This window comes from Chryseolinea lacunae (assembly GCF_016735595.1).
In the GTDB taxonomy this organism is placed as follows: domain Bacteria; phylum Bacteroidota; class Bacteroidia; order Cytophagales; family Cyclobacteriaceae; genus Chryseolinea; species Chryseolinea lacunae.
Map to the genome: position 1 here is coordinate 638,344 of NZ_JAERRB010000001.1, position 25,656 is coordinate 663,999.

Consider the following 25,656-nt stretch of genomic DNA (forward strand, 5'->3'; position numbering starts at 1 on the left):
TGATGTTGACACGACTTCGCCGATTAGAGCAGCCGGGATGTCATCCCCAAAAATTTTCCATAGTGCTTGGCAGCCGTCAGCAAACTCTCCTTTTTCGATTTGGATAAGGGCACGAGCAGGGTTGGGGTGATGGTGACGCGATCTTTTTCCAACGTGCGTTTCCACGTGCCGGCAATACGCTGGTCGGCAATAACAACGGGGCTGAAGATTCCATTGCCGGCAGCCGCGGCATGTGCTTCGTCCAGCACAATGCTGCGGTCTTTGTAGGCCACTGTATACTCATCGTAAGGAGGAAGAAAATAGACGGCATCGCCCACATGTTTCACCTTGTTGGGCAACGGTGCAAACCAGTATGTTTCTCCGTCGACAATGACGGTCTCGAACGATGTTTTCACGTCTTCCAAATGTTTTTTTGCCTCGGCCAGTGTCAGGCCCGCCCACCACGCAAAGTCGGCCACCGTGGCGGGGCCATGACTTGTGAAATAGCGCTTTGCCAGCTGCGCCAGTGCCTCATCGCGTGAGGGAATTTTTGCAGTGGCAGGTATCCATTCGTCCATCAGGGTGAACGTGGGTTGCTTGCCTTTGCGGGGCGCCACACAGATGAGGCCTTGCAGTGCGACATAGACCAGAATGTGAAGGCCGCGTTGCTCGTCGATATTGATTTTAGCGTTGGTCAGTATGCCGTATACTTCCTGTCGCGTGAGTTGCTGGTTTCCCTCCATGCCTTTGCTCAACACCTTCATGCTGCGCGTGAGCACCTTGGTGTCCAGCTCAGCCTTTCTGAAAACACTGGCATGTTTGGTCACTACGCGTGGCGCAAGATAGTTCAGCATCCAGCGCACATCTTCCGGCATCACATAGTGCAGCGTGCCCCGCAAAGGCCAGGTACGCACAATGGTCTTCTTTGCCAGGGCATCCTCCACGCTTTTCTCCGTTCCATTTTTCAGGCGCAGCCCTACGGCCCACAGCGACTGCAGATAGTCTTGTGCCTGCACAGTGCCCAGCCATTGCACCACATCTTCGGGTTTTGAAAATGCGTGATGTGAAATCTGCTGTTGGTGCAAGCGAAGGCGGGCGATGTCGGCATGCTTCATAAGCGTGTTGGGTTGTTCAGCCCAGTAAGGGCGGTGAATCTTTTTGATTTTACAAGATGAAAGTTAAGACATATCGTTGTGACTTCGGATGGTCTCTTCAGATTTTCGCACACGAAGGCGTTGCCAACCGAAGGTGTGTCGAATGAATCTGTTATTTTTGCAGCATGCCCGAAATCTTTCCCACCCAATACTCTACCCTCTCATCCAAAGCCTTAAAAGACTACCTCGCGCAACGCTATGCGTTAAACGTGCTGGCCTGCCGTTATTTGCTACGAGGTGTAAGCGACACCTACGTTATAGAATGCCCGAATGAAAAATACATCTTCAAACTCTACCGCGATGCGCATCGCTCGCTCACCGAAATAAAAGGAGAAGTGGCATTGCTTGAGGCACTCACGCAAAAAGGAGCAAAAGTAGCGGGCGTTGTGGCCGATGCCCAGGGCCAGACTGTGCAGGCATTGTCTGCCGCCGAAGGAACACGGCACGGAGTGCTGTTCAAATTCGCCCCGGGCAAAAACGTTTACGACCTAACCCCCAACCAACTGACGGTGCTGGGCCATGAGATGGCCTTCATTCACAACATCACCGCCACCCTAACCCTACCCTTCGCGCGAAAGGCCTACACCCTCCACACCACCCTAACCCAACCCCTGGAGGTCGTCAAACCATTTTTTCGCGACTTCCCGGAAGGCCACGCCGCCCTGGTCGCCGAAGCAGCATACGCCACCAAAACACTGGAAGAACTCGGATCAGACACGTTCGGTCAAGGCTATTGCCACTATGACTATCTCCCGAAAAATTTTCACTTCGACGAACACGACAACATCACCCTGTTTGACTTTGATTTCGCTGGGTGGGGATTTCTTGCCAACGATCTGGCGGCTTTTTCGATACACCTTTATTTCCACATGGTGCACAAAAAGATCACGCAGGAAGAAGCCGCTTCGGCCTTTCATACGCTGGTTCGGAACTATCGTCAATATCGGCCGCTCTCCGACAACGAGCTTCTTGCCATTCCGGCACTGGGTGTCATGTTCTGGTTGTTTTACTTAGGATTCCAGTGCGAAAACTTCGACGACTGGTCCAACACCTTCATGGGACCCCGCTACCTTCGCGAGCGAACCGCCACTATTCAACACTACCGTCAGTGTTTTCAATCCTTTCCGCTAACCTATTCAACCTAACGTAAACCACTCGCCCCCGTTTAATCCGCTCGTTTTTTTGCATCGTCACTTCTTCGAGGCCTTCGCCACTTTGTTGAATGCCAACGCCAGCCCGACCCAATAGTCAAACTGCTTTTTGGAGCGGATACCATCTTCGCTCACAAACACAAAGCCCTTCATCACTCGCTTGCCATGAATCATGGCCCGGCAGCCCGGTTGTTCCAGGGCTTCTTCGTAGGCATCGGGGCCCACACGGAACATCAATTCATCGGCGCCCACACAGATGCACATCTTCTTGTTCACCATGAAGCAGACGCCGTTAAACATCACTTTCTCATCTACTTTCTTTTGATCGACAAGGGCTTCACGCACTTTGTCGGCAAGCTTTTCACTATAGGCCATGGTGTTTTTTTTAGGGATGATAAATACAACGTGAACACCGTATCCGGGGTTTCCATGTTCCGATGAACACAATTCCGTTTTCGATTCGCTTGAAATCTTTACCTTCGTGACGATGAAAAAATCATTTTTCAAAGTGCTGGCCCGCATCAACAAGGTGATTCTGCCCCGCTATAGCCGACGCGACATTAACCGGTTATCCAAAATCGATAAAGCTTTTGTCGCTTTTCGCTATTGGGTGACGGTGAACTCACTCGATTGACCTGACTTCACTTTCCCGGTCAACATTCTGAAAATGAAGACGCACATAAAATTGCGGTCTGCATTCCTTCACATTGCCAGCGGTACATACGCAAGTATTAAAACCGCTTTTTATCCCGACGCCAGCATATGTTAACCGTCTATCTTTAACTATTCTGAATGTCGTTAAAGAAGGATCGTTATGGTAATACCACCCGTCTTGTCAGAACTTATCAGTAGTGATCTGCGCAGAAACATGCTGGAGATTATTCTGGCACAGGAAGAAGCCTTTTCCATCCAGGCCATCTTTGACGCCATGCTGCAACGCGATGTCTACATTAGCAAACCTACCGTCCAAAACTTTCTCATCATGCTCACCCGCCGTGGCTTCCTCATGGAAGTTCCCGCCGACACCGCAAAGGGACGAGGCCGGCCGACGTTGAAGTTCGCACTTTCAAAGTAATTTTTCAGTCAGGGCTTTTATTGTGTATATTGTACACAACAAAATCCAAACGCCTATGAAAAATACGTTTACAATGCTTCTTGTCCTGCTTTCCCTCAGCGCCTACGCCCAACAAAAAGTGATTCGACTCTACGATGGACCAGCGCCCGGTTCAGAAAACTGGAAGCAACAGGAAAAAGAAAACAACAACAATATGTGGCAGACCCGCATTGTCTACAATGTAGTGAATCCAACCCTCACCGTGTTCACACCAGCCAAACCCAACGGCACGGCGATGGTTATTTGCCCCGGCGGTGGCTTTCATGCCCTGTCGATCGATAGCGAAGGCTTTGACGTGGCGAAGTGGTTGACGGCAAAAGGTGTTACGTGCTTCGTTTTGAAATACCGGCTGGTAGAATGCAAAACAGACGACCCCACGAAAGAACTCATGGCCAAAGGACCACAGATGGACACGGATGTGAAGCCCGTTGTGAAACTTGCCGCAGCCGATGGCAGCGCAGCCATTGCCTATGTTCGCAAGCACGCCGCCGAATATGGCATCAACACAAGCCGCATCGGCATCATCGGTTTCTCTGCCGGCGGCACCGTCACGGCATCAACTGCCTTTAACTACACGCCCGAGAGCCGTCCCGATTTTGTTGCCCCGATTTATCTGGCCTATGACTGGGTCAATAAAAAAGAAGTACCGGCCGATGCACCGCCCATGTTCATCCTCGCAGCATCCGACGATCAGCTCGGTCTTGCACCTCACAGCGTTCGTTTGTACAACGACTGGATGGCCGTAAAAAAATCAACCGAACTCCACATGCTTGCCAAAGGCGGACACGGCTTCGGCATGCGCAAACAAAATCTTCCCTCCGACCATTGGATCGACTTGCTTGGCACATGGATGGAAGGGCTGGGATTGCTTACCAAGTAATGATCACACGTTCTCTATCAAAAAAAAATATCCGGTTCATCGCCGGATATTTTTTTGATCTTCAGTGGAAGACGAGTCATCAATCGGCCAATGTCATAAAGGCCGGAAAAGCAATGCGTTCATTCTTGTAGAAGATCGACACCGTGGCATCTTTCACACCGCGTTCAATCACTTGTTTCCGGATTGCTTCGGCAGCGTTCAGTGTGGGGAAGCCGGCCAGGTAATAGTAGGTGATGCCGTTTTCCTGTTTCATTTCTACAGCACCCAGGTCTTTCAATTCGTCGAACGTGAGGGCGTTGTTGAAACGGTATGCGCCAATGCTGAGTTTAAAAACCAGGTCGGTTGCTTGTTTGTCGCCATAGCGATCGAGCAGGTCGGCATAGCGGCGCTGCTCACGCTTTTGTTTGCCACGAGCAACCGGGGCAGTATCTTCCGAAGACCGGGCCGTGTGCCCGAACAGCAATTCGGCGCGACGGTTTTGCTGATGTTGTGCTTCCGTGCAGTCGCCCGTTTCGCAAGGCACCACAGGCCGCGATTCGCCATAGGCGTTTACTTCCAACTGACGTGCGTTCACGTTTTGTTTCTCCAGATATGACACCACGTTTTTGCCACGCTTTTTGGAAAGGTTGACATTGTAGTTTGCACCCCCACGATCGTCGGCGTGTGCATCGATGGCCAACACCAACGATGGATCGCGAAGCAGCAACGTTTTCACTTTGTCGAGTTCGGCCTTGTCGAGTTCGTCGAGCGTGGCATTGTTGAAATCAAAGTACAGGGTTTGGATGGCCATGGTGTGATCGGTGTCCAAACCTTTGGCGCGCAGGTACGGTTGCGGATTGTCCTTAAGTTGCGCCAGTGTTCCACTGCCCAGGTTCTTTCGCTCAATTCCGTTTTGATAATACAGCGCACCGTTTTCCTCCACAATCTCCCCATGGCCCGAGCCCGACGTGATGTAGAACTTCGGTGTGGCCGACGACTCATTCAAAATAACCAGCGTTGATGTGGTGTTGGCATTGGGATGTGTCGACATCAGCTGCACCTTCAGGGTGGTGAGTGCTGTGGCATTGGCCTCTATCACCACCTCTCGTGTCTCTGCTGTGAAATCAGAGGCTTCGAGCGCAACCTTGTAAGTATGACCTTTCTCGCCAACAAAAGCGAACACACCATCGTGCACTTGCGCGGTTGTCACATTTCCGTTAGCCTTATCCGTAGCCTTCACGGTGGCGTTCGGAATCGCTTTGCCGTGCTCATCGGTTATCCTGCCCGCTATCGGCACTGCCTTGGCGGGGTCGTTGTTTGCAGGAACAGGATGGACGACAGACGTTTTTTCCATGCCTTTCTCCACCGTGCCGGAATGCATGCCGGTGTAGCCGTTCTTGTCGGCAATCAAAACATACGAGGTGCCTTCGGGTAATGAAAAATCTACCAGGCCTTCGGCGTTGGCTGTCAGGTCCTGATCGGCCTCCACGAAGCTGATAATTTTTACGTTGGCTGCTCCCAATGGCGTTTGGTCGGCAGCTTTGAAAATCCGCGCAGCCAATAGAACCGCTGGAGGTGCCTGTACTTTATTTTTGTTGATGGTCAGAATTACCTTCTGAACGTCGGTTGTTTTCTCGGGCACAGCAACCTCCAGGGGTTGCGACTGGTGGTCTTCATGCGTGATGGCCACGCTGTACAATTTTCCTTTCTCACCAAAGAATGTCACCACCCCATCTTTCACCTGGCCGTCTATTTTTTTACCCGAGCCGCGTTCGGTAATCACCACGCGGGCGGCACTCACCACTTCGCCATAATCGTTCACCACTTGCGCTACCACAGGCACAGACTTCGCAGGGTCGCGATGCGCAGGGATGGGATGGACGACTTTTGATTTATCTGTTCCTTCTTCGGCGAAGCCGGAATGCATGCCGGTGTAGCCATCCTTATCGGCGATCACCACATACGACGCTTCTTCGGGCAGCGTAAATTCCACCACGCCTTCTGCATTCGCAGTCAGGTCAAGGTCAGGTTCTTCAAAGCTGATCACCTTCACCTGCGCGCCGGCCAACACCGTTTGATCGTCGGCTTTGAACACACGTGCCGCCATGGCAAACATCGTCACCGGCTTGCGCTCCAGATCGATGGCCACTTTTTCGATGGACCTGGTTGTGTCGGACAAGACAATTGTTGTCTCGCTATCCTGGAAATTTTTATGGTTCACGCTAACGCCGTATGTCTTTCCTTTCTCACCCAAAAACGTGACCAGGCCATCTTTCACATCCACAGGCATTCGCTCGCCCGATGCATTTTCTGTCACGACCACTTTTGTATTGTCGATCACCTCCCCTTTGTTGTCTGTTACGAGTACCATCACCGGCATCGTGTTTTGCGCATCGCCCCGCATCGGAATGGGATGTACAATAAATTTTTTGTCGGCATCAGGCTCGGCCATGCCGGAATACATTCCCGACAAACCTTCTGCGTCTGCGATGGCCATAAATGCCGTGCCGTTTGGTAACGAGAAATCTATTCGCCCTTGGTCGTCCGTTGTCAGCTCCAGGTCAGGATCGGAAAAGGTGATGATCTTCACAGCAGCACGGGGCATGGACTGGTTGCTGTCTTGTTTGAAAACATGAGCAGCAAGTTGTATGGTGGTGAGTGATTCTTTCAACGTCATGGTCCACGTCTTCGCGCCGGTTTCGTTGGTCGCCACCGTCAAGTCGTGCGTGGTGGTGTCGCCATTGTCGTTTTCAATTTCAACGGTGTAGGCATGCCCTCTCTCGCCGAGAAAACTCACCACGGGTTTGTCGGTGGACTGAGGATACATTTTGCCCGTTGTTTTGTCGCGTACGATAATTTTCGAAGCGGTCTGCGAAACTCCGGTCGCGTCTTTTATGATGCCGACGCAGGCAATGCGATTGGTGTCGCCATAGACGGGTATCTGATGCGTTGTGTGCGCGCGGTCTTCGGCGGTGATGCTAAAGGCCGACGTCATGCCGGTCTTGCCGTCTTTTGTGCCGATGAGAATAAAGGTGGATTCGTCGGGCAATTCGAAGGGTATCATTCCGGCCTCATCCGAAGTCAGCGTGCGGTCGTCGCCATCCGAAGAGATCAGTTGAACTTTTGCGCCAGCCAGCACGGTGCGGCTTTCGCCGTCGTAGATGTGGGCCAGAAGCTGAATGGGCAACGGCCGTTTTTTCAAGGTATATAAATCGTCGTTGCCGCTTCGGGATGATGAAAAATAGCCCGACTTGCCATCGGGTGTCATGATCAGTGAAAAATCGTCGGCGGTCGAGTTCAGGGGATACCCTGCATTCACTGCCCGAGCAAAACCATTCACGGTCACAACACTTTTGAAAATGTCCAGTCCACCCAAGCCACCGTGGCCGTTGGATGCAAAATACAACTGGTTGTTCACGAGGAAAGGAAACGCTTCGTTGCCCGGTGTGTTAATGCCCGGACCAAGGTTGTAAGGTTTACCCCACACGCCGTTGGTACGCACCACACGATAGAGGTCAGTGCCGCCATAGCCGCCCGGTTTGTCGGATGTGAAATACAAAATGTTGCCGTCTTCCGAAATGGCCGGATGTGCCATGGACGATGACGGCTCGTTGAATGGAAGTTTGGTCAACAACCATTTGCCATCAACCGGGTTCCGCGTTGCTTCATACAAGGAAAGATTCCACAGCCACATGTCCTTCGCACCCGAAGCCACCACGGGCTCGTTCCGGGTCAGGATCATTTTATCATAACCACCAAAAAAGGTAGCGGGCCCGTCGTGAAATCGCGTGTCTAGAGACTTGTCAAACAACACGGGCTTTTGAAAAACCTGGTCGTCTGATTTCGGGCTGTAGAACAGCTTGAGGTAGCTGCTGTTGTCCCAATGGTATTTTTGCCTCGACGAACTTTGCTCTTGCGCTGAAGAAAACACAAGGCCATCCTTATAGAACGCCGGACCAAAGTCGGACGCCGGCGAATTGATGATTAGCGGCTTCACTTCCGACGCGATAGAATCCTGATAGTATTGATGAACGTGACCAAGGTCGTTCAACAGCTTCGAGGCATATTGCGCATCGGGATACTTCTGGAGCAACGCTTTCAATTGTTGTTCGGCGGCTTCCCGCTTGCCTTTCATCAACAGGGCTTGCACGTAATCATAAGCATCTTCCGGACTGAAGGCAGCTTTCTGTGCGGCGGCCTTCTCAAACCAGCCCTCCGCTTCCTGCGCGTTGTTCATTTTGAAATAGCTGCGCGCCATGTGAAGCTGGATGTCGCCGGTGCGGTCCGAATTTTTCAACGCCCGCTCATAGTAGCGAACGGCTTGAAAATAGTTGTGATAGCGAAAGAGTGAATCGGCGAGTTTGTAGTATGCCCTGCTGCTTTGGTTCTGTGCAAACACAGAGACCGAAAGCATGAAAAAAAAGAGCGAAAAAAGTATGCGTTTCATACGGGTTAAAAATAGCGGGGAGAAAGTACCATGTTTTTTGTACGCTTCACACGATACGTCACCACCACTTCATGCGTACCCGACTGCAATGCCGCGAGGCTGCTGGTGGGATATCCATACGAATAGCCCATGCTCAATTGATCGTTCACATTCCACTGCAACAAGCCGTCGATCGAATCCTGCATGCGATACGACACCCCAACCCAAACCACATCCTGCACCAGTAGGTTGGCGTTCAGATCGTATTGAAACGGTCCGTTCTCAACCCACTTCAGCAAAACATTGGGCTTGAACTTCAGGGAAGGACTGAGATCAAACACGCGGCCCGCGGTTAAAAAATAGTGGCGTTGTTGCGTCGCCTTCACCAAAGGGTCCTGGTTGTTCCATTTGTTATCGATCAACGTCGGCAGGGAAAGACCAACGTAAGTTCGCTTACTATAGTAATAAACGCCAATGCCAAGATTGGGCAAGACGCGACTGCTGGTGGCTGCGAAGGCGGGATCGACCTGACCGTTTTGTGTCACCACCTCCAGGTCGTTTAGCTTGGCAGTATAATAGGTCATGCCCACTTGTCCACCAACGGAGAGCCTGGCGTTTTCCGATACGGGAATGCGATACGCATACGTGCCATACATCATGTATTGATGCGTCACCCCTACCATGTCGTGCGTGGCCACAACGCCGGCGGCCGAACGGCTGAACTTGATGGGCGAGTGCATGGAAAAGATCTGGGTTTGGGGTGCTCCCTTAATGCCTGTCCACTGTCGGCGCAGGGCCGCCGTGAGCGTGATCGACTCGTGACTTCCCGTGTAGGCCGGATTGATCACCAGGCCATTAAACATGTATTGTGTATACAAGGGGTGTTGCTGTGCGAAACCTTCGTGAGCGGACAGCGATGCAACGCATAGCAAGGTCCCGACAAAAAAGCGTGTGGCTGATCTTACCGGTACCCGCACAAGTGCAGGCTTGGGATGGAGCAACCGTAGTCCAGACGCCTGAAGAAGCTTCAGAATGAGGGTTAGGGGTTTTACAGGTTTCATACTTTTAAACCATGGGGGTGGTCTGCCTTCTACATCCAATGGATGTACCAAAAGAACTGTGCCGGCCTAAAGCGTGAAAAATGAGATGATTAAGAGGATTTTGGCGAGATCCTAAAAGGGATGCGACACATAGATTTTACAATTTTGGGAAAATAAAAAAGGATTGTCCTGAAATTGGATCAATCTTTTCTTTTGTGATGGCATCAAACCTGAAGGCCCCTTCGCCTTCTGTCTTCAGCGCAACACGACTCAATTCCGGCTAACCCTTTGCCCGGAAAGGTGTTGCCGAAGTCATTAGTTCTTCTTTAAAATCCGGTACTCATAACCACCCAGCACCACGTTCGTGGAAAGCGAAACGGCGGATCCATCGATCGCGCTGGTCCAGGTTGAGTTTTGAAGGCTGGCATCCAGGATGATTTCCTGTTCGTCGGCCCGAACGTTCACCAGCACCAGGTATTCATCGGCGCCGCTCACGCGTTTGAAGGCGGCGATGTTGTCGCTGTTAAAGTATTGCAGCGAGCCGGTGGTGAAAGCCGTTGTGCTGTTGTAGATGGCGAATAGCTTTTCGTATGCCGCTTGCATGTCGGTGTTTTTTGTCCAGTCGATGGGTTGGCGGGTGAAGAACGGGAGGTTCTCCGCCTGTCCCACTTCCTGGCTTCCATAAAGCAGCGGCACGGCGCTGGTCAGCACCGTCACCACAGATGCTGACAGTGCGCCTTTCACGCCGCCAAACAGTGCGACGGGTGTGCCGTCGTATGCCGATTGGTCGTGGTTGGTGGTGTAGCGCAATTTACGTGCGCCGCCCGGGATGCTGCTGTATTCTGCAAGGTGTGTGCTAAAGATGGAGCCCGCCGGTTTGTTTTCTGCATAGACCTGTTTCAGGTTGTTGTAAAAATCCCAAGCATAGTTCATTTGAAATCCGGAGGTGAAGTTGTCGGCCTTGCCGCCTTCGGCCAACAGAATCAGGTTGCGGCCGGGAATGGCTTTGAGTTCATCCAAAGCCTGCTTCCAGAAATCGGCAGGCACAAAGTCTACGGCGTCGCAGCGAAAGCCGTCCACGTTCGCTTCGAGCACCCAATATTTCATGGCAGCGATCATCGCCTTGCGCATGTCGGCGTTGTTGAAATTCAGTTCGGCCACATCCTGCCAGTTGGTTCCGGGTGGAATGATAATGTTGCCGGACGCATCCTGTGTGTACCACGATTTGTTTTTTATCCACACATTGTCCCAAGCGGTGTGATTGGCCACCCAGTCGAGAATGACGGCCATGTTTTTGTCGTGCGCTTTCTGCACCAGCTCCCGCAGTTTTTCCAGGGTACCAAACTCGGGGTTCACTTCGCGATAGTTCTGCACCGCATAGAGCGACCCAAGCCCGCCCGCCGATTTTTCTTTCCCGACGGGATGGATCGGCATGAGCCAAATGGTGTTCACGCCCAGGGCCTTGATGTTGTCCAGGCGGTCGATGATGCCCTGAAGATTTCCCACCGTACTAAAGGCGCGCGGATTCACTTCATACATCACCACGTTTTGCGTAGCCGGCACATTTGAAAACGGAACGCCATATTGTTTTGGAGCATCGTCGACCGGGGGTGTTACCGGTGTGGGATCGGTCTTATCCGTGCTGCACGAAAACATCATGAACACGATCGCAGTAAGCTTCTTCATCGGTATTAAAACAGAAAGGTAGTTAAGCATTTGGTAAAGACGTTATAACGACTGCCTGCATGAATGCTCCGATTGTTCTCGCGAACATTTTCTTTCTCAAGCATCATGCACCATTCGTTTTATTAAACCTTCGGAATGTCGCGTGTTGTCATGGCGACATTCCGGAAGGCATTGGATTAATTTTTCTTCACAGTATAGGAATACAGGTAAGGCGACTTCGATCTGCTTAGGTCGAGTGTTACTGTATAGTTTCCATCTTCGGGAATGGTGATGGCGTCGTCGGTAGCGGTAAGGGTTCCTTTCAGGTCGCTGCTGTTGGTTGGCCCATAATTGATGGCCCAGCCATCGTTCGCTCTGAATTTCAAGGCACCCTTCACCAGGTTCACCGTCTTCGACCATGTGCCTTTCACCTGATCGAATGTCATCGCTGTCGACGTTGTCCATTCGCCGGGTGTGGCCGTGCCGATCAAACCCCATGTGGTGATGCGACCAATCTGGTAGGTAAGCTTGTCTGTGTCTACTCTGAACTTGTAGTAACCCGACTCCGGAAGCGACAAGCCATCGGCCTTGCCATCGGTGGTGAGGACGCCGGTTGTTTTTGAATCGCCATAGTTGATGTGGTCCCAATCGGGAGCCGATGTGAACTTGAATGCAGTGCCGCTGGCGATGTAGACATACCCTTCAAAAATGGTTTCGCTCACAGCCAGAATCACGGGTGCGTTCGCGGGGTTCCAACCCTGGTATCCGCCCGGTAGCCATAGCGTGGCGGGTTTGTCTGCTTCAATCGGTTTCCAGGGCGTTACGGTGATCTTCACCACATTTGATACTGTGGGAAATTTGGTATTCACCGAAGCGCGCACGCGCAGCTCAAGCGCCGAAGCCACATTGGGTGTCACCTTCAATTGCTCCAGCAATTTTGTATTGAGGTCGCCCAGCGTGGTGCCCAGCGACTTGCCCGCCGTGCTTCCCAACGTTACCGGACTGGTGAAGGACCGTCCAACCGAATCCAATTCCAGCACATACGTCACTTCCGTGCTCACACCATACTCAGCCCCGCTCCAATCGAACTTGAGCATCTCGCCCGTAGTCTCTTCTGTGATCGTCTTGGTGAATCCATTGGCCTGACTGGTGATTTGTGGCGCCACCGCCTCAGGACTCAACACGGCTTTTGTTTCCTCTTTCTCGCATCCTACCAGCAGCAGAAGTGCAAAACATGCTATTGATAATTTTTTCATGTCGTTCAGGTTAGTATCCGGGATTTTGTTCCAGGTTGGTGTTCACCGCGCGGTCGGCCGCGGGTATGGGGAAGATGGTAAAGTGTTCGCCTGTGCCGGCACCATTTTTCACATTGCCTTTCCAATCCCACAGGTAGGTATCGCCACTAAACACACCAAAGCGAATAAGGTCCGTTCTGCGTTGTGCTTCCCAATACAACTCGCGACCGCGTTCGTCGAGGATGAAAGACAGCGTCAGGTCGGTAGCCGAAATATTTCCGGAGGCGTTGCCATACGCACGCTCTCTCAATTTGTTCACATAGGATACGGCCGTGTTCAGGTCGCCACCGTTGCCACCGCGCTTCACAGCTTCTGCATACATCAGGTATACATCGGCCAGCCGGAACAACGGGAAGTCTGTGTCTACAAACGTTTCGTTCTGGCCTTTTGCTCCCGTCGATGTCAGGTTCTTATACTTCGCGCAGAGATACCCTTCGGTGAACACCGTGGGGTGATCGATCTCCAGCGTCTGACCATCGGTATAGAAAATGGCGCGACGATCCGTGTTGCCCGATGCGTCGTCAAATTTGTTGACAAACGTCGTGGTCATGCGATTGCCAGACCATCCACCCGACTTGATTCCAAAGCCGTTGTCGGCATCCATCGAGCCACCCACTTCGGCGTGTATCACGAACGTCATGCCGCCATAGCCGCGGGTGCTGTTGCCATCTTCGGCGATGGGAAAAATCACCTCGGTGCGCAGCCTGTCGTTATCGGCCAGGAAAAGCTCCCGGTAATTGGTGTGCAGGGCAAACTTGTTCGAGTTGATGATGTTGTTGCAATACGTGAGGCATTCGGTGTAGCGTGTGGTGCCCTTGCCCAGATACACTTCGGCATTCAGGTTTAGTTTGGCCAGTAGCATCCAGGCTGCGGCCTGATCGGCACGTGCATATTCGTTTGTTCCTGCAGGAGCCATTTCGGGGAGCACGGCTTCAAGCTCCGACTCCACATAAGCATAGAGGTCGGCACGCAGAATTTGTTTTGGCAAAAATGCACCGGGCAGATCCGCCTCGGTCACGAAGGGAACATTACCCCACAGGTCAAGGGCTACCGAATAATAGTAGGCGCGAAGAAAGCGTGCTTCTGCCAGATAACGTTTCACATCCGCCTGCATGTCGGCAGAAAGGCTGGGCACACGCGGTGTCACTTCCCGAATAAATTCGTTGCAGTAGGCAATGTTAATGAACACACGTTGATAGAGCAGCTGCACATAGCCGTTTTGCGACGACCAGTTGTGGCCGTGAAATTCCGTGAGGCCAGGATCACCCCAGGCGCTAAGACATTCGTCGGTGGTGATTTCCTGCGCGCTCCAGTAGGTGCGCATAAACGAAGTTGTGCCTTCGTCGGGTGCCGTAATTTCGGGTTGCCCATACTCGCCCCGTTGACCCGTGAGCGTCATGGCGCCGTAGAGTTTTGCGAGAAATTGTTTGTAGGCAGAGGGGTCGTCATAGACCGTGGCCGCTGTAATGATGCGGCTGTTTAAGGGTTCGGTGTCCAGGTCGTTGAGGCATGAGGTCATCATGCATCCTGCAAGGAGCACAGCGAAGGCTGATTTTGTATAGCGATTCATATCGTTTCTTGGATGTTAAAAAGTTGCGTTCAGACTCAGGAAGAAAGTGCGTGTGCGGGGGAAGAAGTTGTTGTCCAGACCACCCGATACTTCGGGATCAAGTCCTTTGTACTTCGTGATCACGAACACGTTTTGCACACCGGCACCGATGCGAACATTCAATTTTTCCCTGTACAGCTCGCGGAACGTGTAGCCCAGGTTGATGTTGTCCATGCGGAAGAACGATGCGTTCTCGATGTAGTAGTCGGAGAAGCGCGTGTTTTGCGCCGTGGTGAACTGCGTGTCGTTGGCGAGCTTACTCACGTTGCTGAGAAACTGCATGGAGTTATAGAGCGTGCGGTAGGTGCTGTTCGCGGCCACGTTGTTATACACATAGTTGCCAAAGCTGGCGCGACCGGAGAACGAGAAGTCCCAGTTCTTCACATTTAATCGCGAGTTGATACCCATGTATACCGTGGCGTCGGGTTTCTGATACACATACAGGTCGCTGGTGTTGATCACCCCGTCGTTGTTGCGATCTACATAGGCATCTTCAACGGGCTTGCCGTTTGTGTCATAAATTTGTTGATACACAAAATATGACTGACGCGAGTAGCCCACTTTCTGAACCTGAATGGTTCCGGAGGTTGTTCCGCCCACGTTGCCCAGCGGTATATTGAAGTCTGGATTGTCGGTGAGGTTCAGCTTTGTGATTTCATTTTTATTGTACGTCACGTTATAGCCCACAGTCCACTGCACATCGTCCGTCGAGATCACATCGGCACTGAGGTTCAATTCCACACCGCGGTTCTTCATGGTGCCCACGTTGGTGTAGAGTGTGCTGGTGAAGTTTGTTCCGACGGCAATCGGAATTTTAGCAAGAAGATCTTTCGATTCTTTTTCATACACATCCAGCGAACCTGTGATACGATTCTGGAACAATCCAAAATCAAGTCCTGCGTTCACCGTCGTGGTTTGCTCCCACTTGATATTGGCGTCGTATCCATCCGGACGCAACGTGTTGTAGAGCGTGTTGCCAAAGCGGTAGCGCGCTGCAATGTCGCTTCGTGTATAGGTGGCAATGTAGGGATAGTCTGCACCGATGTCTTGCTGACCGGTCACGCCATAGCCGAGCCGGAGTTTTAAGGATGATAGTGTTTTGCTTTCGCTCAGGAAAGTTTCATCGCTGATCTTCCAGGCAAACGCCACGGCGGGAAACAAGCCCCAACGATTGGACGGTGCAAAACGTGACGTAGCATCGTCGCGCAATGTTCCCGTGAGAATATATTTTCCTTTGAAGGTGTAGTTCAAACGACCAAAGAACGACAGAAGGTAATACTCGGATTCATAGACGTTGACACGTGTTGTGCCTTCGCTTTTCTGGTTCATGGTGGAATCGCTTCCTGCATTGTAGAAGTGCGACCAACTGTAGCCTCCCATCACATCGATTTTGCTGTCGATAGATTTCAGCTCTTTCGAGTAGTTGAGGTAAAAATCAAGCAGTTGGTTTTTGCTGGTGGCCTGGTAGGGATTGATGCGGCCGCCGGCGGTGGTGGGCAGGTACACCCACTGTGTGCTGTCGCGCACGTTGTTGCGTCCGCGGGTTTCGGAATAGTCGTAGGCCAGGTTCAGGTTGGCGTGGAGGTCTTTCAGGAACGGAAGCTCATAGTCAAACTTCGCATTGCCGATGCTGCGTTTCACCGTCGAGGTGTTGTCGGTCAGGTTCAGGCGTGCCACGGGGTTGCCGGGCGCCAGGTTTATGCTCGGACCTTCAGGGCCTGCAGTGGTCCAGGTGGTGTAGCCCAGCCAGCGTTTGTTGCCGTTGTAGACGGGTTGGGTTGGATCATAGGCCACGGCGTCGCCAATGGCACCCTGGTCGGCAAAGTTGTTGTCGTTCAGCATGCCCTTCACGTTGATGTTCACCTTCAGGCTGTTGTTCAGGAACGTCGGATCAAGTCCTATGGAGGCCGTGGTGCGTTTGAAGTTGTAGGTCTTCAGAATACCGTCGGTGTTGTTGTAGCCCACCGACACGCGATAGGGAATTTTTTTCGCCGTGCCGGAAATGTTCAGGCTATGATCCTGACCGATGGCGGTCCGATAAATTTCTTTTTGCCAGTCGGTGTTGGCGGTGCCCATCAGCGAAAGGGCTGCGGGTGTGCCAGACCATTGCTGGTTCATCAACGCGCGGAACTCGTCGCCCTTGAGCACATCCACTTTTTTGGGTGCTGTGTAGGCCGTGCCCGTAACCGTGTAGTTGATTTTGAATTCCTTGCCACCGCGCTTGGTGGTGATGATGATGACACCGTTAGAGGCGCGCGATCCATAGATGGCCGTGGCCGATGCATCTTTCAGCACCGTGAACGTTTCGATGTCGTTCGGGTTCAGGGTGGCCAGTATGTTGGGGGAGCCTCCCAGGTTGTTGTTGGTGATGGGCACGCCGTCGATCACAATCAACGGGTCGTTGCTCGCATCCAGTGACGCTCCACCCCGGATTCGGATGGTTGATGCATTGCCGGGAGCGCCGCTGTTGGTGGTGATCGACACCCCCGCGGTTTTGCCCATCAGCAATTCCTGCGGCGAGTTCACCACGCCTTTGTTGAACGACTCGGAGCTTACCGTGGCCACCGATCCGCTGGCATCCGTTTTCTTCACAACGCCGTAGCCGATCACAACCACTTCTTCCAGAGTGGAGATGTCCGGCAAAAGAACCACGGCAATGTCGGATTGATTTCCTACCTGCACCTCTTGCGGCCCATAGCCTACAAAAGAGAAAACCAACGTGGCGTTGTCTTTCACCAGGATCGAATAGTTTCCCTGAGCGTCGGTCACGGTGCCGTTCGTGGTACCTTTCTCCAGGACATTGACCCCGGGGAGATAATTGTCGTCATCCGACGACTTCACCTTTCCGGTGACGGTCCGGCTTTGCGCCATGGCCGTGGTAGCCACAAAACAGAGCAGGGCCAGACACCTTGCGATTGAATAGAGTTTCATCATATGGATTGGGTTTGAGCGTAAATAATGGCCCGCAATCCGTTGCGAAATTTGAGTTCATCAAACGATTGCGGACATGACAAAGGAAAGCACCTCGGCAGGGCAGGTTCAATTCGTCGCGCGAAAATCTAGAAAATCTTACGGGTCATTTTTAATCAAACGACTGTAGCACAAACACTTGGATGGATTGGGGTGAGCGAAAAATCTCAGCCGTTTCTTGGGTTATCGGGGGCTGTATACGCAGGGTTGGGGCGAGGTCAGATGGCGCGGATGGTCATGATCTGTTTCTCGAAGTCCTCGTTGGGCAGGACGGACTTGCTGCGGATGCGGGTCTTGTAGGTATAGATCGTTGTTACCGAATAGTCGAGGATCTTCGCAATTTTCTCGTTGTCGTGGATGCCCATGCGGATGAGCGCGAAGATTCGCAACTCCGTGTTTAGCAGCTGGCCTTCCTTCAGGTGTATGCGGTCTTCTTCCGCGAAAAAGGAATTGAAGTGGGTCACAAAATTCGGGAAGAGTTTGAGGAATACCGTGTCGAAGTTGTGGTAAAGCTCTTCACGTTCTTTTTTGATATTAATGCTGTCGACGGTGAAACGGAGGTCTTCCAGTTTCTTTGTCATCAGCTTCATGTCCATGGATTTCTTGAGACCATCCAGTTTGTTGATGTAATCGGCCGTGGTTGTAAAATAATACCAGATGTATTCCTCCTTGATCTTGTTTGCATCGCCAAGCTGGTGGTTGGTTTCGGTGAGCACATCGTTGGCTTCCGATATCGTGCGCTTCGCGATTTGCAGCTTTTGGAATTGTTTATAGATGATGACCGAGAACACAATGGTGAGCAACGTCAGCACCGTGATGACGGACGAATACAAAAAGAGCATCCTCCGGCGCGACTCTATTATACTAAGCTGTTTTCCTTCAATGATGGGAAACACAGCGGCAATCTGGATTTTGCGGTGACGTGCGCCATAATAGTTGGCATCTTCCATCGCCACTTTCACATATTTATAGGCACTTTCAATATCACCCTCTTTGTAGAGCATGTCGGCCAGGTTTAGGGTGGCCAGTGTTTCCTTGGTCGATGCCCGCACGTCGGCGATGGCCGCGCGGATCAGCATGTCTTTCGATTTTTGAGGTTCGTTCGAATACAGGTAGATAAAGCTCAGGGTGCTGGCGGCCACAGCAAAATCGGTGTCGGAGAGTTTGAATTGGGTGATCATTTCCTCGAATGCCTGGCGGGCCGTGGCCATGTCGCGAAGCCGCGTGGCTTTCAGTCCTTTCAGGAGGCGGAATTTCGCTACGTCCCTTGGAATGAGGTGCAGGGCCGAATCAATAAAGGCATCGCCTCGGCGTGTGTATTGTTCGCTATAGAAATTGTCGCGGTCAAAGTCGGCCAGGTCATAGCTCGTCCGGGCCATCAGGTAATAATATTCAATCTTTGTGCTGTCGGGCACCCAGCGTGGCTTCACGGTCTGCAACGTATCCAACGCCTCTGAGAACAAGCCAGACGAAACCAGCACAAATCCCGATTTCAGCTTTGCCTGCATGATTTTCACCGGGTCTTTTGTGCGATAGGAAATGTCTTGCAGCTTGCGGGCATAGGAAAAGGCTGAGTCGTAAATAAAGGACTTGTATTCTTCGTAGATCCGGAGGTACACATTAAACAACGCCTCATCTTTCACCTGGGTCGACAGCGTTGTCAACCGGCCAATGCGATCCAGCTTTTCCTTTAGCAAAACGTCGCGCTTGGCAATCGTTTCATTGAGTTCGCGAAACAAACTGTCCGTTGTCGAAGCCGCCCTCACTGAAAATAACATCAGGCATAACCCAATGATGAAACAAGCTCTCATGTCCTTTTGGTAAACAGAGCAATGTAATGAGAAACTCCGGATGTCGGAAAATCAAACTTGCTGAAGATTCAACGGGCAGCCTCCGGTTGAGAAAAGCCCGCGAAGCCCGGCTTATTTCTTACCCTCAATAATATCTTCCGATCAGGGCATTCTCCACAATCAGCTTCTTCATTTTCAACGGATCGATCGGTCCCTGCTGGCTGTATACAATTTTTCCTCCGGGTTCCACCAACACCGTGTAGGGCAGCGCTCCTTGCCATTTGGGGTCAACGGCTTCAATGAGATCGTAGATGTTGTCTTTGTTGAATATGAAGTTGGCGTTGGCCGCCTGTTTCAGCTTGAGGAACTTCAGTGCCTTTTCCTTGCTGGCGATCTTGTCGGCGCTGATGGCGATAAACTCAAAATCACGGCCGCGATACATGCGGTCGATGGTGATGAAATCGGGGAACTCCTGCGTACAAGGTCCGCACCAGGTCGCCCAGATGTTGATGAGGCGAAGTTTGTCGCCTTTGTTTTTTAATAGCTCCTGCACACCGGTCACGTCAATCTCATTCAGCGTGACAGGCATTGCCGCCCATTCGGCCATTAGCTTTTGTGTATATTCATTTTTCCACGACCACTTCATGGAGCAGCCAAATACTTTGGTGTTGGCCGGTTCCGGCTTGCGTCCGGCCAACACGGCATCGATGGCCTGTCGCAGATCTTCACCCTTTCCGGTGCCGGGCTTTTCGTGCTGATCGATCCGTCCGGCATATTGAAGTCTGCGGTCTTTGTCAAACACAAACGCATGCGGCGTGGCAACCGGTCCATAGGCCAGCGCCACTTTCTGATCGTCGCCATCGTAGAGGTATGGGAAATTAAAGGCCTTGTCTTTGGCGCGGACAATCATCTCTTCAAACGTGTCGCCCAGCTCCGTGTATCCCAACTCAGCCAGGTTCAACGCGGGTGGGTTGTTTGACGATATCACAATCAACGTCACGCCTTTGCTTTTGTAGTCCTGTGTGATGTTTATGATGCGATCTTCATAGGCCTGCGCCGTGGGGCAGTGGTTTGCATTGAACACGATCACCAGCGCTTTGGCTGCGCTGTATTCTTTCAGCGAATGAAACTTGCCATCGATGCCTTTCAGGTTGAAGTCCGGCGCGGCGGCGCCAAGGGCCAGCGTTGTCGGGTCGTCGTGGTGCGTCTCCTGGGCGGGCAGCGAAGTGGTCAGGAACAGGAGTGCAAAACAAATCACAAGTCTGGTCATATGTTCTGGGGGTTGATGCAAAACAAGGAAGACGCCTCACCTGCAAGACGGTCGGCACGCTATCGGTCCCTAAGGCAAACTCATCTAAAATAACATTTATTCTGCTCCCACAGAAGCGCCGGGCCCGAAGGATGACGATGAATTCCACAAAGGGTTTGATAAATGGATCAGGAATACTAAACTTGGTATGCCCGCAAACGGCAAATCAAAATTAAAGACAACACAACCCCATTATGAAACGATTACACATCAGCTTTTTCCTCTCCCTGCTGGCCCTGACCACCAGCGCCAACGTGAAGCTCCCCCGCATCTTCAGCGACAACATGGTGCTGCAACGCGACCATGTTATCACGGTGTGGGGATGGGCCGACGGAAAAGAGAAGATCACCGTTCAATTCAACACACAATCCAAAACCGTCACCGCTGGCAAAGACGGCAAGTGGAAGATCCAGCTGGCGTCCGAAGCTGCCGGTGGGCCTTATGTGCTCACGGTGAAAGGAAAAAATACACTCGTGCTCAACAACGTGCTTGTGGGCGATGTGTGGATCTGCTCCGGACAATCGAACATGGAGTGGACCGTGCGCAACAGCAACAACTCCACCACAGAAATTGCGCAGGCCAACTTTCCGCAGATCCGGCATTTCAAAGTGCCCAACACCGTAGCCGTCTCGCCCCGCGACGACGTGGCCGGTGGCGATTGGAAAGTGTGTTCGCCAGACAACGTGAGCGACTTCACGGCCGTGGGCTATTTCTTTGCGCGCGAACTTTACAAGGAGCTGAATATTCCCATCGGGCTGATCAACACCTCGTGGGGAGGCACACATTCGGAAACGTGGACCAGCCGCAGCGCGTTTGAAAGCAGCGACGAGTTTCGTTCCATGATAACCGGCATGCCACACCTCAACCTCGACTCACTTGCCAACGTCAAAGCGTCGGCGGCCAAGGCGCGCATCGTGAAAATGCAGGGCGCCATAGACGAACCCGTCAACGTGGTGCAAACCTGGAAGTCGCCCACCTTCGACGACCAGGCATGGCCAACGATGACCCTACCCGCCGTTTGGGAAGGTCAGTCGCTGGGCGATGTAGACGGACTGGTGTGGTTGCGCAAAACCATCACACTCAACGCCAATCAAGCCGGCAAGGACGCGACGCTCTCGCTGGCCATGATCGACGACTCTGACGAAACGTTTGTGAATGGTGTGCCCGTGGGCAGCACCAAAAACCAATACAGCGCCAAGCGTGTCTACAACGTTCCGGCGGGCGTATTGCAAGAAGGCAAGAACGTGATCGCCATTCGCGTGGAAGACACGGGCGGTGGTGGTGGCGTGTTTGGCGATGCGCAAGATCTGTCGCTCGCGTTTGCCAGCACCAAGCTCCCGTTGGCCGGGGCGTGGACCTATCGCGTGGAAGGGGTTCAAAAAAATGCAGGCGTCGGTCCCAACAGCTACCCTACCCTGCTCTTCAACGCCATGATCAATCCATTGCTGCCCATGACCATCAAAGGTGCCATCTGGTATCAGGGCGAGTCCAACGCGGGGCGCGCGTATCAATATCGAAAAGCATTTCCGCTCATGATCAACGATTGGCGCAAGCATTGGGGCCTAGGCGATTTTCCGTTCTACTTTGTGCAGCTGGCCAGCTACAACGCGGATAACGGCAATAGCAAAAACGGAAGCAACTGGGCCGAGCTGCGCGAAGCTCAGACGCTCACCCTAAGCCTGCCCCGCACTGGCATGGCCGTCACCACCGACATCGGCGATCCCCACGACATTCACCCGCGCAACAAACAGGATGTGGGCAAGCGCCTCGCGGCCGTGGCCCTGCACGATACCTATGGAAAGAATGTGGTCTATAGCGGTCCCGTGTTTCAAAGTCTGAAAGTAGAAGGACAGAAAGCCATTCTCTCGTTCACACAAACCGGAAGCGGCCTGCTGGTGAAAGACCGGTATGGCTATGCCAAAGGCTTTGAAGTGGCCGGCGCCGACGGCGTGTTTCACTATGCAAAAGCCTTCGTAGAAGGCGACCACGTGGTGGTCTACCAGGACGATGTGAAGACACCCGTGGCCGTTCGCTACGGCTGGGCCGACGATGCGAGCGATGACAACCTCTTTAACAAAGAAGGCTTCCCCGCCCCACCCTTCCGCACCGACAACGTCAAAGGCATTACCGAACAAGCCAAGTTTGACTATGAACATTAACAGATTGGCCAGGTCATAAAAAAAGAGAGCGCGTAAAATATACGCGCTCTCTTTTTTTACACTGATACATCAAGATTATACCGCAGCCGCTACTGGTTCCACTTTTGGTGGTATGAGTTTATAGACCACCGGCGTCACAATGCGCGACAGAAGGGTCGAACTGATCAGCCCGCCAATCAACACGATGGCCAACGGCGAGATGAGTGGATTAACCGACAATGCGATGGGCAACAGACCACCGATGGCGGTGAGCGATGTCAACACGATGGGAAGGAAACGCACTTCACCGGCTTCGCGAATCGCGTCTTCGATCGACTTGCCTTGCTGACGCAACTGGTTGGTGAAATCTACCAGCAATATGGAATTCTTCACCTCCACACCGGCCAGCGCTATCAACCCGATGATGGCCACGAACGACAATGAATTGCCTGTGAAAAACAACGCCAGCACCGCGCCTACAATGCCCAGCGGAATAACGCTCAACACAATGAGCATGCTCTTGAATGTTTTGAACATCAGCACCAACACGGCCACAAACATGAACACGGTAACGATAATCACGGTGCCCAAGCCGCCAAACGATTCGTTGCCGGCTTCCACATCGCCGCCCATCATGAAGGTGTAGCCCGCGGGCAGCTTCATGCTTTCCATTTGCTTCACCACGTCTTTGATGACGTTGTCGTTGAGGTATCCCTTCTTCACAAATGCCGACACCGACACCATTCTGTTTTTGTTGTAGTGATCGATGCGCAAGGGCGACGTCTCCAATTGCAAGCCGGCAATCTGCGCCAGTGGCACGGCCGCACCTTGCCTGGTGTTCACAAAAAGATTTTCGAGCGATGCCAGTGTGGCGCGTTCTTTCTTGGGTGTGGTGAGGTGTATGTTGTAGTCCTCGCCTTCCACGTCAGAGAAACTTCCCATGTCGAGTCCGGCCACGGCGAGTCGCACGGTGCGGTCGATGTCAACCGTGTTGATGCCGGTCATGCGGGCTTTGTCGCGGTTGATGACCACGCGCATGTCGCTCTTCAAATTGCTCACGGGGTTGTTCACGTAGAGCGTTCCTTCGGTGTGCTTCAGGTTTTGTTCCACCTTCGAAGCCAGTGCGCGAAGGGTGTCGAGGTTGTCGCCCATCAACCGGATTTCAATGGGGGCGGTAACGGGAGGACCTTGTTCAAAATTCTTTACTTCAATTTTAGCACCGGGAAACTGACCAAAGGTGTCGCGCAGCGTGTTGATGATTTCGAGTTTGCGATCAGGCGAAACATGATCGCCCAGCTGCACAAAGGTCTGTGCGAAATCGGTGCGTTCGTTTTCCTGCGTCACGTTATAGTAGATGCGCGGATTTCCTTTTCCCACGTTGGTGGCAAAAAAGTTTACTTCCGGAATGGCACTCACCACTTTCTCCACATAGCGCGACACGGTGTCTGTTCGCTCCAGGTTTGTTTGCAGGGGTGTGATGGTGTTGATTATGAATTGTGGTTTTTCAGACATCGGGAAAAGACTGAAACCGATCACGGGAAAGAGTTGCAGCGATCCGAAGAAAATAACGCCCGCCACCACCATGGTGATCACCGGTTTTCTCAATGCCACATCCAGCAACCTCGAGTAGCTACCATGAATAAGACGTTGAAGACCACGCAGAAAAATGTTGCCATGATCGTCGCCCTTTTCTTTCAGGATACGGCTCGACAGGAAGGGGATGATGGTGATCGACACCAGCATCGATGCCAGCACCGCCATGATTACCGCGAGCGGTAAGCCACGAATAAAATCGCCGGCACCTTCGGGCAAAAACACCAGCGGCATAAAGGCAATGATGAGCGTGACGGTGCAACCCACCACCGCCAGTCCAATCTGGCGTGTCGCCTTGATGGTCGCATCAAATCGCGAATGGCCATCGCGCATCCAGCGCTCGATGTTTTCCACCACCACGATGCTGTCGTCCACCAACAATCCCAACGCCACCACCAATCCCACAATGCTAAGCTGGTTTAGGCTGATGCCCAACAGATTCAACAGCACAAGGCCAATGGACAACGACAAGGGTATGGATATCATAACAATGGCCGCCGCACGACCACCCAACGGCAACAGCGTGATGGACACCAGCAGAATGGCGATGAGAAAATCTTTTCCCAATCCCGCCAACCGGCCGTTCACATTGTCGGCCTGGTCGAAGTGATGCACCATGGCCACATTGGGCGGCAGCGACGCCTCAAATTTTTCAAGCACGGGCTTATACGCCTTTTGGGTGTTGGTGATGTTTAGCCCGGGTTTCTGTGCCGCGACAACAAACACACAACGATGACCATTGAGCCTGGTGATGTGTGTGGTTTCATCAAACGTGATGTAGGCATCGGCCACGTCGCGCAACAACACGTTCTTTCCGTTGGCAGCATACACGATGGTGTTTTTGATTTCGTCCAGCGTGGTGTAGTTGCCGCTGGTTTTGATGTTGAATGATTTTGATCCGGCCACAACGCTCCCACCGGGAATGTTGGCCATCTCGCTCTGCAAACTTCCCACGATGGCGTCCATCGGGATATGCATCTGCGCAATTTTTTCGAGGCGCAGTTCGATGCGGACAATTTGTTCGGGCAGTCCCTGAATCTCCACATTTTTCAACATGGGGATTTTCTCCAACTCATCCTGCAATGCTTCAGCTTCCTTTTTCAACGTGGCCCGCGAGGCGTTTTCGGAAATCAATGCAATCTGCACGATGTTCACGTCAGAGGGCTGAAACTTGTTCACGTCAATGGAGTAGATGTCTTTGGGCAGCTCGGCGCGAAGGCCGTTCAACTCGCGCACCAATTCCTGATACTTTTCGTCGGGGTCGCTTTCATATTTAAACTCCACACGAAACACGGCCAACCCATCGCTCACCGTAGTGCGTATGCGTTTGATGTCTTCCAGTTCATTCACTTTGTCTTCGATGGGATCGACCACCAGCTCTTCCATGTCTTTGGGACTCGTGCCAGGGTAAACAATGATGACGGCATATTGCGGCGACTCCACTTCGGGATCTTCGCTGCGCGGCATCGTCAACAACGTGGTGATGCCCACGGCCGCGGCCATCAAAAACATGATGAGCGTGAACTGATAGTTGCGGACGGCGTATTCTGAAATTTTCATACCG

16 protein-coding genes are annotated in these 25,656 nt (G+C 52.4%); 5 read left to right on the forward strand and 11 right to left on the reverse strand.

All coding sequences use genetic code 11. The features are described 5' to 3' along the window. Positions 1-23 precede the first annotated feature (23 nt). A complete protein-coding gene (locus tag JI741_RS02385) occupies positions 24-1,094 on the reverse strand; it encodes a winged helix DNA-binding domain-containing protein (RefSeq protein ID WP_202007027.1) in 1,071 nt (356 codons plus the stop codon). A 164-nt stretch (positions 1,095-1,258) separates the two neighbouring features. On the opposite strand from JI741_RS02385, the gene JI741_RS02390 reads away from it, so the two are divergent. Then, on the forward strand, positions 1,259-2,278 hold the full coding sequence (locus tag JI741_RS02390) for a phosphotransferase enzyme family protein (protein ID WP_202007029.1): 1,020 nt from the start codon (positions 1,259-1,261) through the stop codon (positions 2,276-2,278). 45 nt (positions 2,279-2,323) lie between these two features. Here JI741_RS02390 and JI741_RS02395 read toward each other — a convergent pair whose 3' ends face one another. After that, positions 2,324-2,659, reverse strand: coding sequence for a TfoX/Sxy family protein (locus JI741_RS02395; protein WP_202007031.1), 336 nt, complete (start codon positions 2,657-2,659; stop codon positions 2,324-2,326). A gap of 112 nt (positions 2,660-2,771) precedes the next feature. Between JI741_RS02395 and JI741_RS02400 the strand changes: the two genes are divergently transcribed. The 3 genes from JI741_RS02400 (at position 2,772) to JI741_RS02410 (ending at position 4,278) form a co-directional block, all read left to right on the forward strand. Continuing rightward, positions 2,772-2,918: a hypothetical protein gene (locus JI741_RS02400; protein WP_202007032.1), complete on the forward strand. Its 147-nt coding sequence runs from the start codon at positions 2,772-2,774 to the stop codon at positions 2,916-2,918. A 180-nt stretch (positions 2,919-3,098) separates the two neighbouring features. Beyond that, the gene (locus JI741_RS02405) at positions 3,099-3,359 is read left to right on the forward strand and encodes a helix-turn-helix domain-containing protein (RefSeq protein ID WP_202007033.1); all 261 of its coding nucleotides are present in this window, start codon (positions 3,099-3,101) and stop codon (positions 3,357-3,359) included. A gap of 73 nt (positions 3,360-3,432) precedes the next feature. Next, a complete protein-coding gene (locus tag JI741_RS02410; RefSeq protein ID WP_236675841.1) occupies positions 3,433-4,278 on the forward strand; it encodes an alpha/beta hydrolase in 846 nt (281 codons plus the stop codon). 79 nt (positions 4,279-4,357) lie between these two features. On the opposite strand, the gene JI741_RS02415 is transcribed toward JI741_RS02410, so the two are convergent. From JI741_RS02415 to JI741_RS02450, 8 genes are all read right to left on the reverse strand, one after another. Then, entirely contained in the window at positions 4,358-8,704 is a 4,347-nt protein-coding gene (locus tag JI741_RS02415; RefSeq protein ID WP_202007035.1) for an OmpA family protein, read from the reverse strand. 5 nt (positions 8,705-8,709) lie between these two features. Next, a complete protein-coding gene (locus JI741_RS02420) occupies positions 8,710-9,744 on the reverse strand; it encodes a PorP/SprF family type IX secretion system membrane protein (protein ID WP_202007036.1) in 1,035 nt (344 codons plus the stop codon). A 294-nt stretch (positions 9,745-10,038) separates the two neighbouring features. After that, entirely contained in the window at positions 10,039-11,409 is a 1,371-nt protein-coding gene (locus tag JI741_RS02425; protein WP_202007038.1) for an alpha-amylase family glycosyl hydrolase, read from the reverse strand. A gap of 176 nt (positions 11,410-11,585) precedes the next feature. Further along, entirely contained in the window at positions 11,586-12,644 is a 1,059-nt protein-coding gene (locus tag JI741_RS02430) for a SusE domain-containing protein (RefSeq protein WP_202007040.1), read from the reverse strand. A 10-nt stretch (positions 12,645-12,654) separates the two neighbouring features. Further along, a complete protein-coding gene (locus tag JI741_RS02435; RefSeq protein WP_202007042.1) occupies positions 12,655-14,253 on the reverse strand; it encodes a RagB/SusD family nutrient uptake outer membrane protein in 1,599 nt (532 codons plus the stop codon). A 15-nt stretch (positions 14,254-14,268) separates the two neighbouring features. Then, positions 14,269-17,226, reverse strand: a complete 2,958-nt coding sequence (locus tag JI741_RS02440; RefSeq protein ID WP_202007044.1) for a SusC/RagA family TonB-linked outer membrane protein — start codon at positions 17,224-17,226, stop codon at positions 14,269-14,271. 254 nt (positions 17,227-17,480) lie between these two features. After that, positions 17,481-19,001: a SusR family glycan utilization regulator gene (susR, locus tag JI741_RS02445; RefSeq protein WP_236675842.1), complete on the reverse strand. Its 1,521-nt coding sequence runs from the start codon at positions 18,999-19,001 to the stop codon at positions 17,481-17,483. A gap of 196 nt (positions 19,002-19,197) precedes the next feature. Further along, positions 19,198-20,322 carry a redoxin family protein gene (locus JI741_RS02450; RefSeq protein WP_202007048.1) on the reverse strand — a complete coding sequence of 375 codons (1,125 nt, stop codon included), beginning with the start codon at positions 20,320-20,322 and terminating at the stop codon, positions 19,198-19,200. 233 nt (positions 20,323-20,555) lie between these two features. On the opposite strand from JI741_RS02450, the gene JI741_RS02455 reads away from it, so the two are divergent. Next, the gene (locus tag JI741_RS02455) at positions 20,556-22,520 is read left to right on the forward strand and encodes a sialate O-acetylesterase (protein WP_202007050.1); all 1,965 of its coding nucleotides are present in this window, start codon (positions 20,556-20,558) and stop codon (positions 22,518-22,520) included. A 75-nt stretch (positions 22,521-22,595) separates the two neighbouring features. Here JI741_RS02455 and JI741_RS02460 read toward each other — a convergent pair whose 3' ends face one another. Further along, the gene (locus JI741_RS02460; protein WP_202007052.1) at positions 22,596-25,652 is read right to left on the reverse strand and encodes an efflux RND transporter permease subunit; all 3,057 of its coding nucleotides are present in this window, start codon (positions 25,650-25,652) and stop codon (positions 22,596-22,598) included. Positions 25,653-25,656: the final 4 nt, after the last annotated feature.

Bases quoted from the DNA above. Each gene is read 5' to 3' on its own strand.
- JI741_RS02405 (WP_202007033.1), top strand. From the start codon at position 3,099: ATGGTAATACCACCCGTCTTGTCAGAACTTATCAGTAGTGATCTGCGC.
- JI741_RS02400 (WP_202007032.1), top strand. From the start codon at position 2,772: ATGAAAAAATCATTTTTCAAAGTGCTGGCCCGCATCAACAAGGTGATT.
- JI741_RS02415 (WP_202007035.1), bottom strand. From the start codon at position 8,704: ATGAAACGCATACTTTTTTCGCTCTTTTTTTTCATGCTTTCGGTCTCT.
- JI741_RS02455 (WP_202007050.1), top strand. From the start codon at position 20,556: ATGAAACGATTACACATCAGCTTTTTCCTCTCCCTGCTGGCCCTGACC.
- JI741_RS02435 (WP_202007042.1), bottom strand. From the start codon at position 14,253: ATGAATCGCTATACAAAATCAGCCTTCGCTGTGCTCCTTGCAGGATGC.
- JI741_RS02410 (WP_236675841.1), top strand. From the start codon at position 3,433: ATGCTTCTTGTCCTGCTTTCCCTCAGCGCCTACGCCCAACAAAAAGTG.
- JI741_RS02395 (WP_202007031.1), bottom strand. From the start codon at position 2,659: ATGGCCTATAGTGAAAAGCTTGCCGACAAAGTGCGTGAAGCCCTTGTC.
- JI741_RS02425 (WP_202007038.1), bottom strand. From the start codon at position 11,409: ATGAAGAAGCTTACTGCGATCGTGTTCATGATGTTTTCGTGCAGCACG.
- JI741_RS02385 (WP_202007027.1), bottom strand. From the start codon at position 1,094: ATGAAGCATGCCGACATCGCCCGCCTTCGCTTGCACCAACAGCAGATT.
- JI741_RS02450 (WP_202007048.1), bottom strand. From the start codon at position 20,322: ATGACCAGACTTGTGATTTGTTTTGCACTCCTGTTCCTGACCACTTCG.
- JI741_RS02390 (WP_202007029.1), top strand. From the start codon at position 1,259: ATGCCCGAAATCTTTCCCACCCAATACTCTACCCTCTCATCCAAAGCC.
- JI741_RS02420 (WP_202007036.1), bottom strand. From the start codon at position 9,744: ATGAAACCTGTAAAACCCCTAACCCTCATTCTGAAGCTTCTTCAGGCG.
- JI741_RS02430 (WP_202007040.1), bottom strand. From the start codon at position 12,644: ATGAAAAAATTATCAATAGCATGTTTTGCACTTCTGCTGCTGGTAGGA.
- JI741_RS02440 (WP_202007044.1), bottom strand. From the start codon at position 17,226: ATGATGAAACTCTATTCAATCGCAAGGTGTCTGGCCCTGCTCTGTTTT.
- JI741_RS02460 (WP_202007052.1), bottom strand. From the start codon at position 25,652: ATGAAAATTTCAGAATACGCCGTCCGCAACTATCAGTTCACGCTCATC.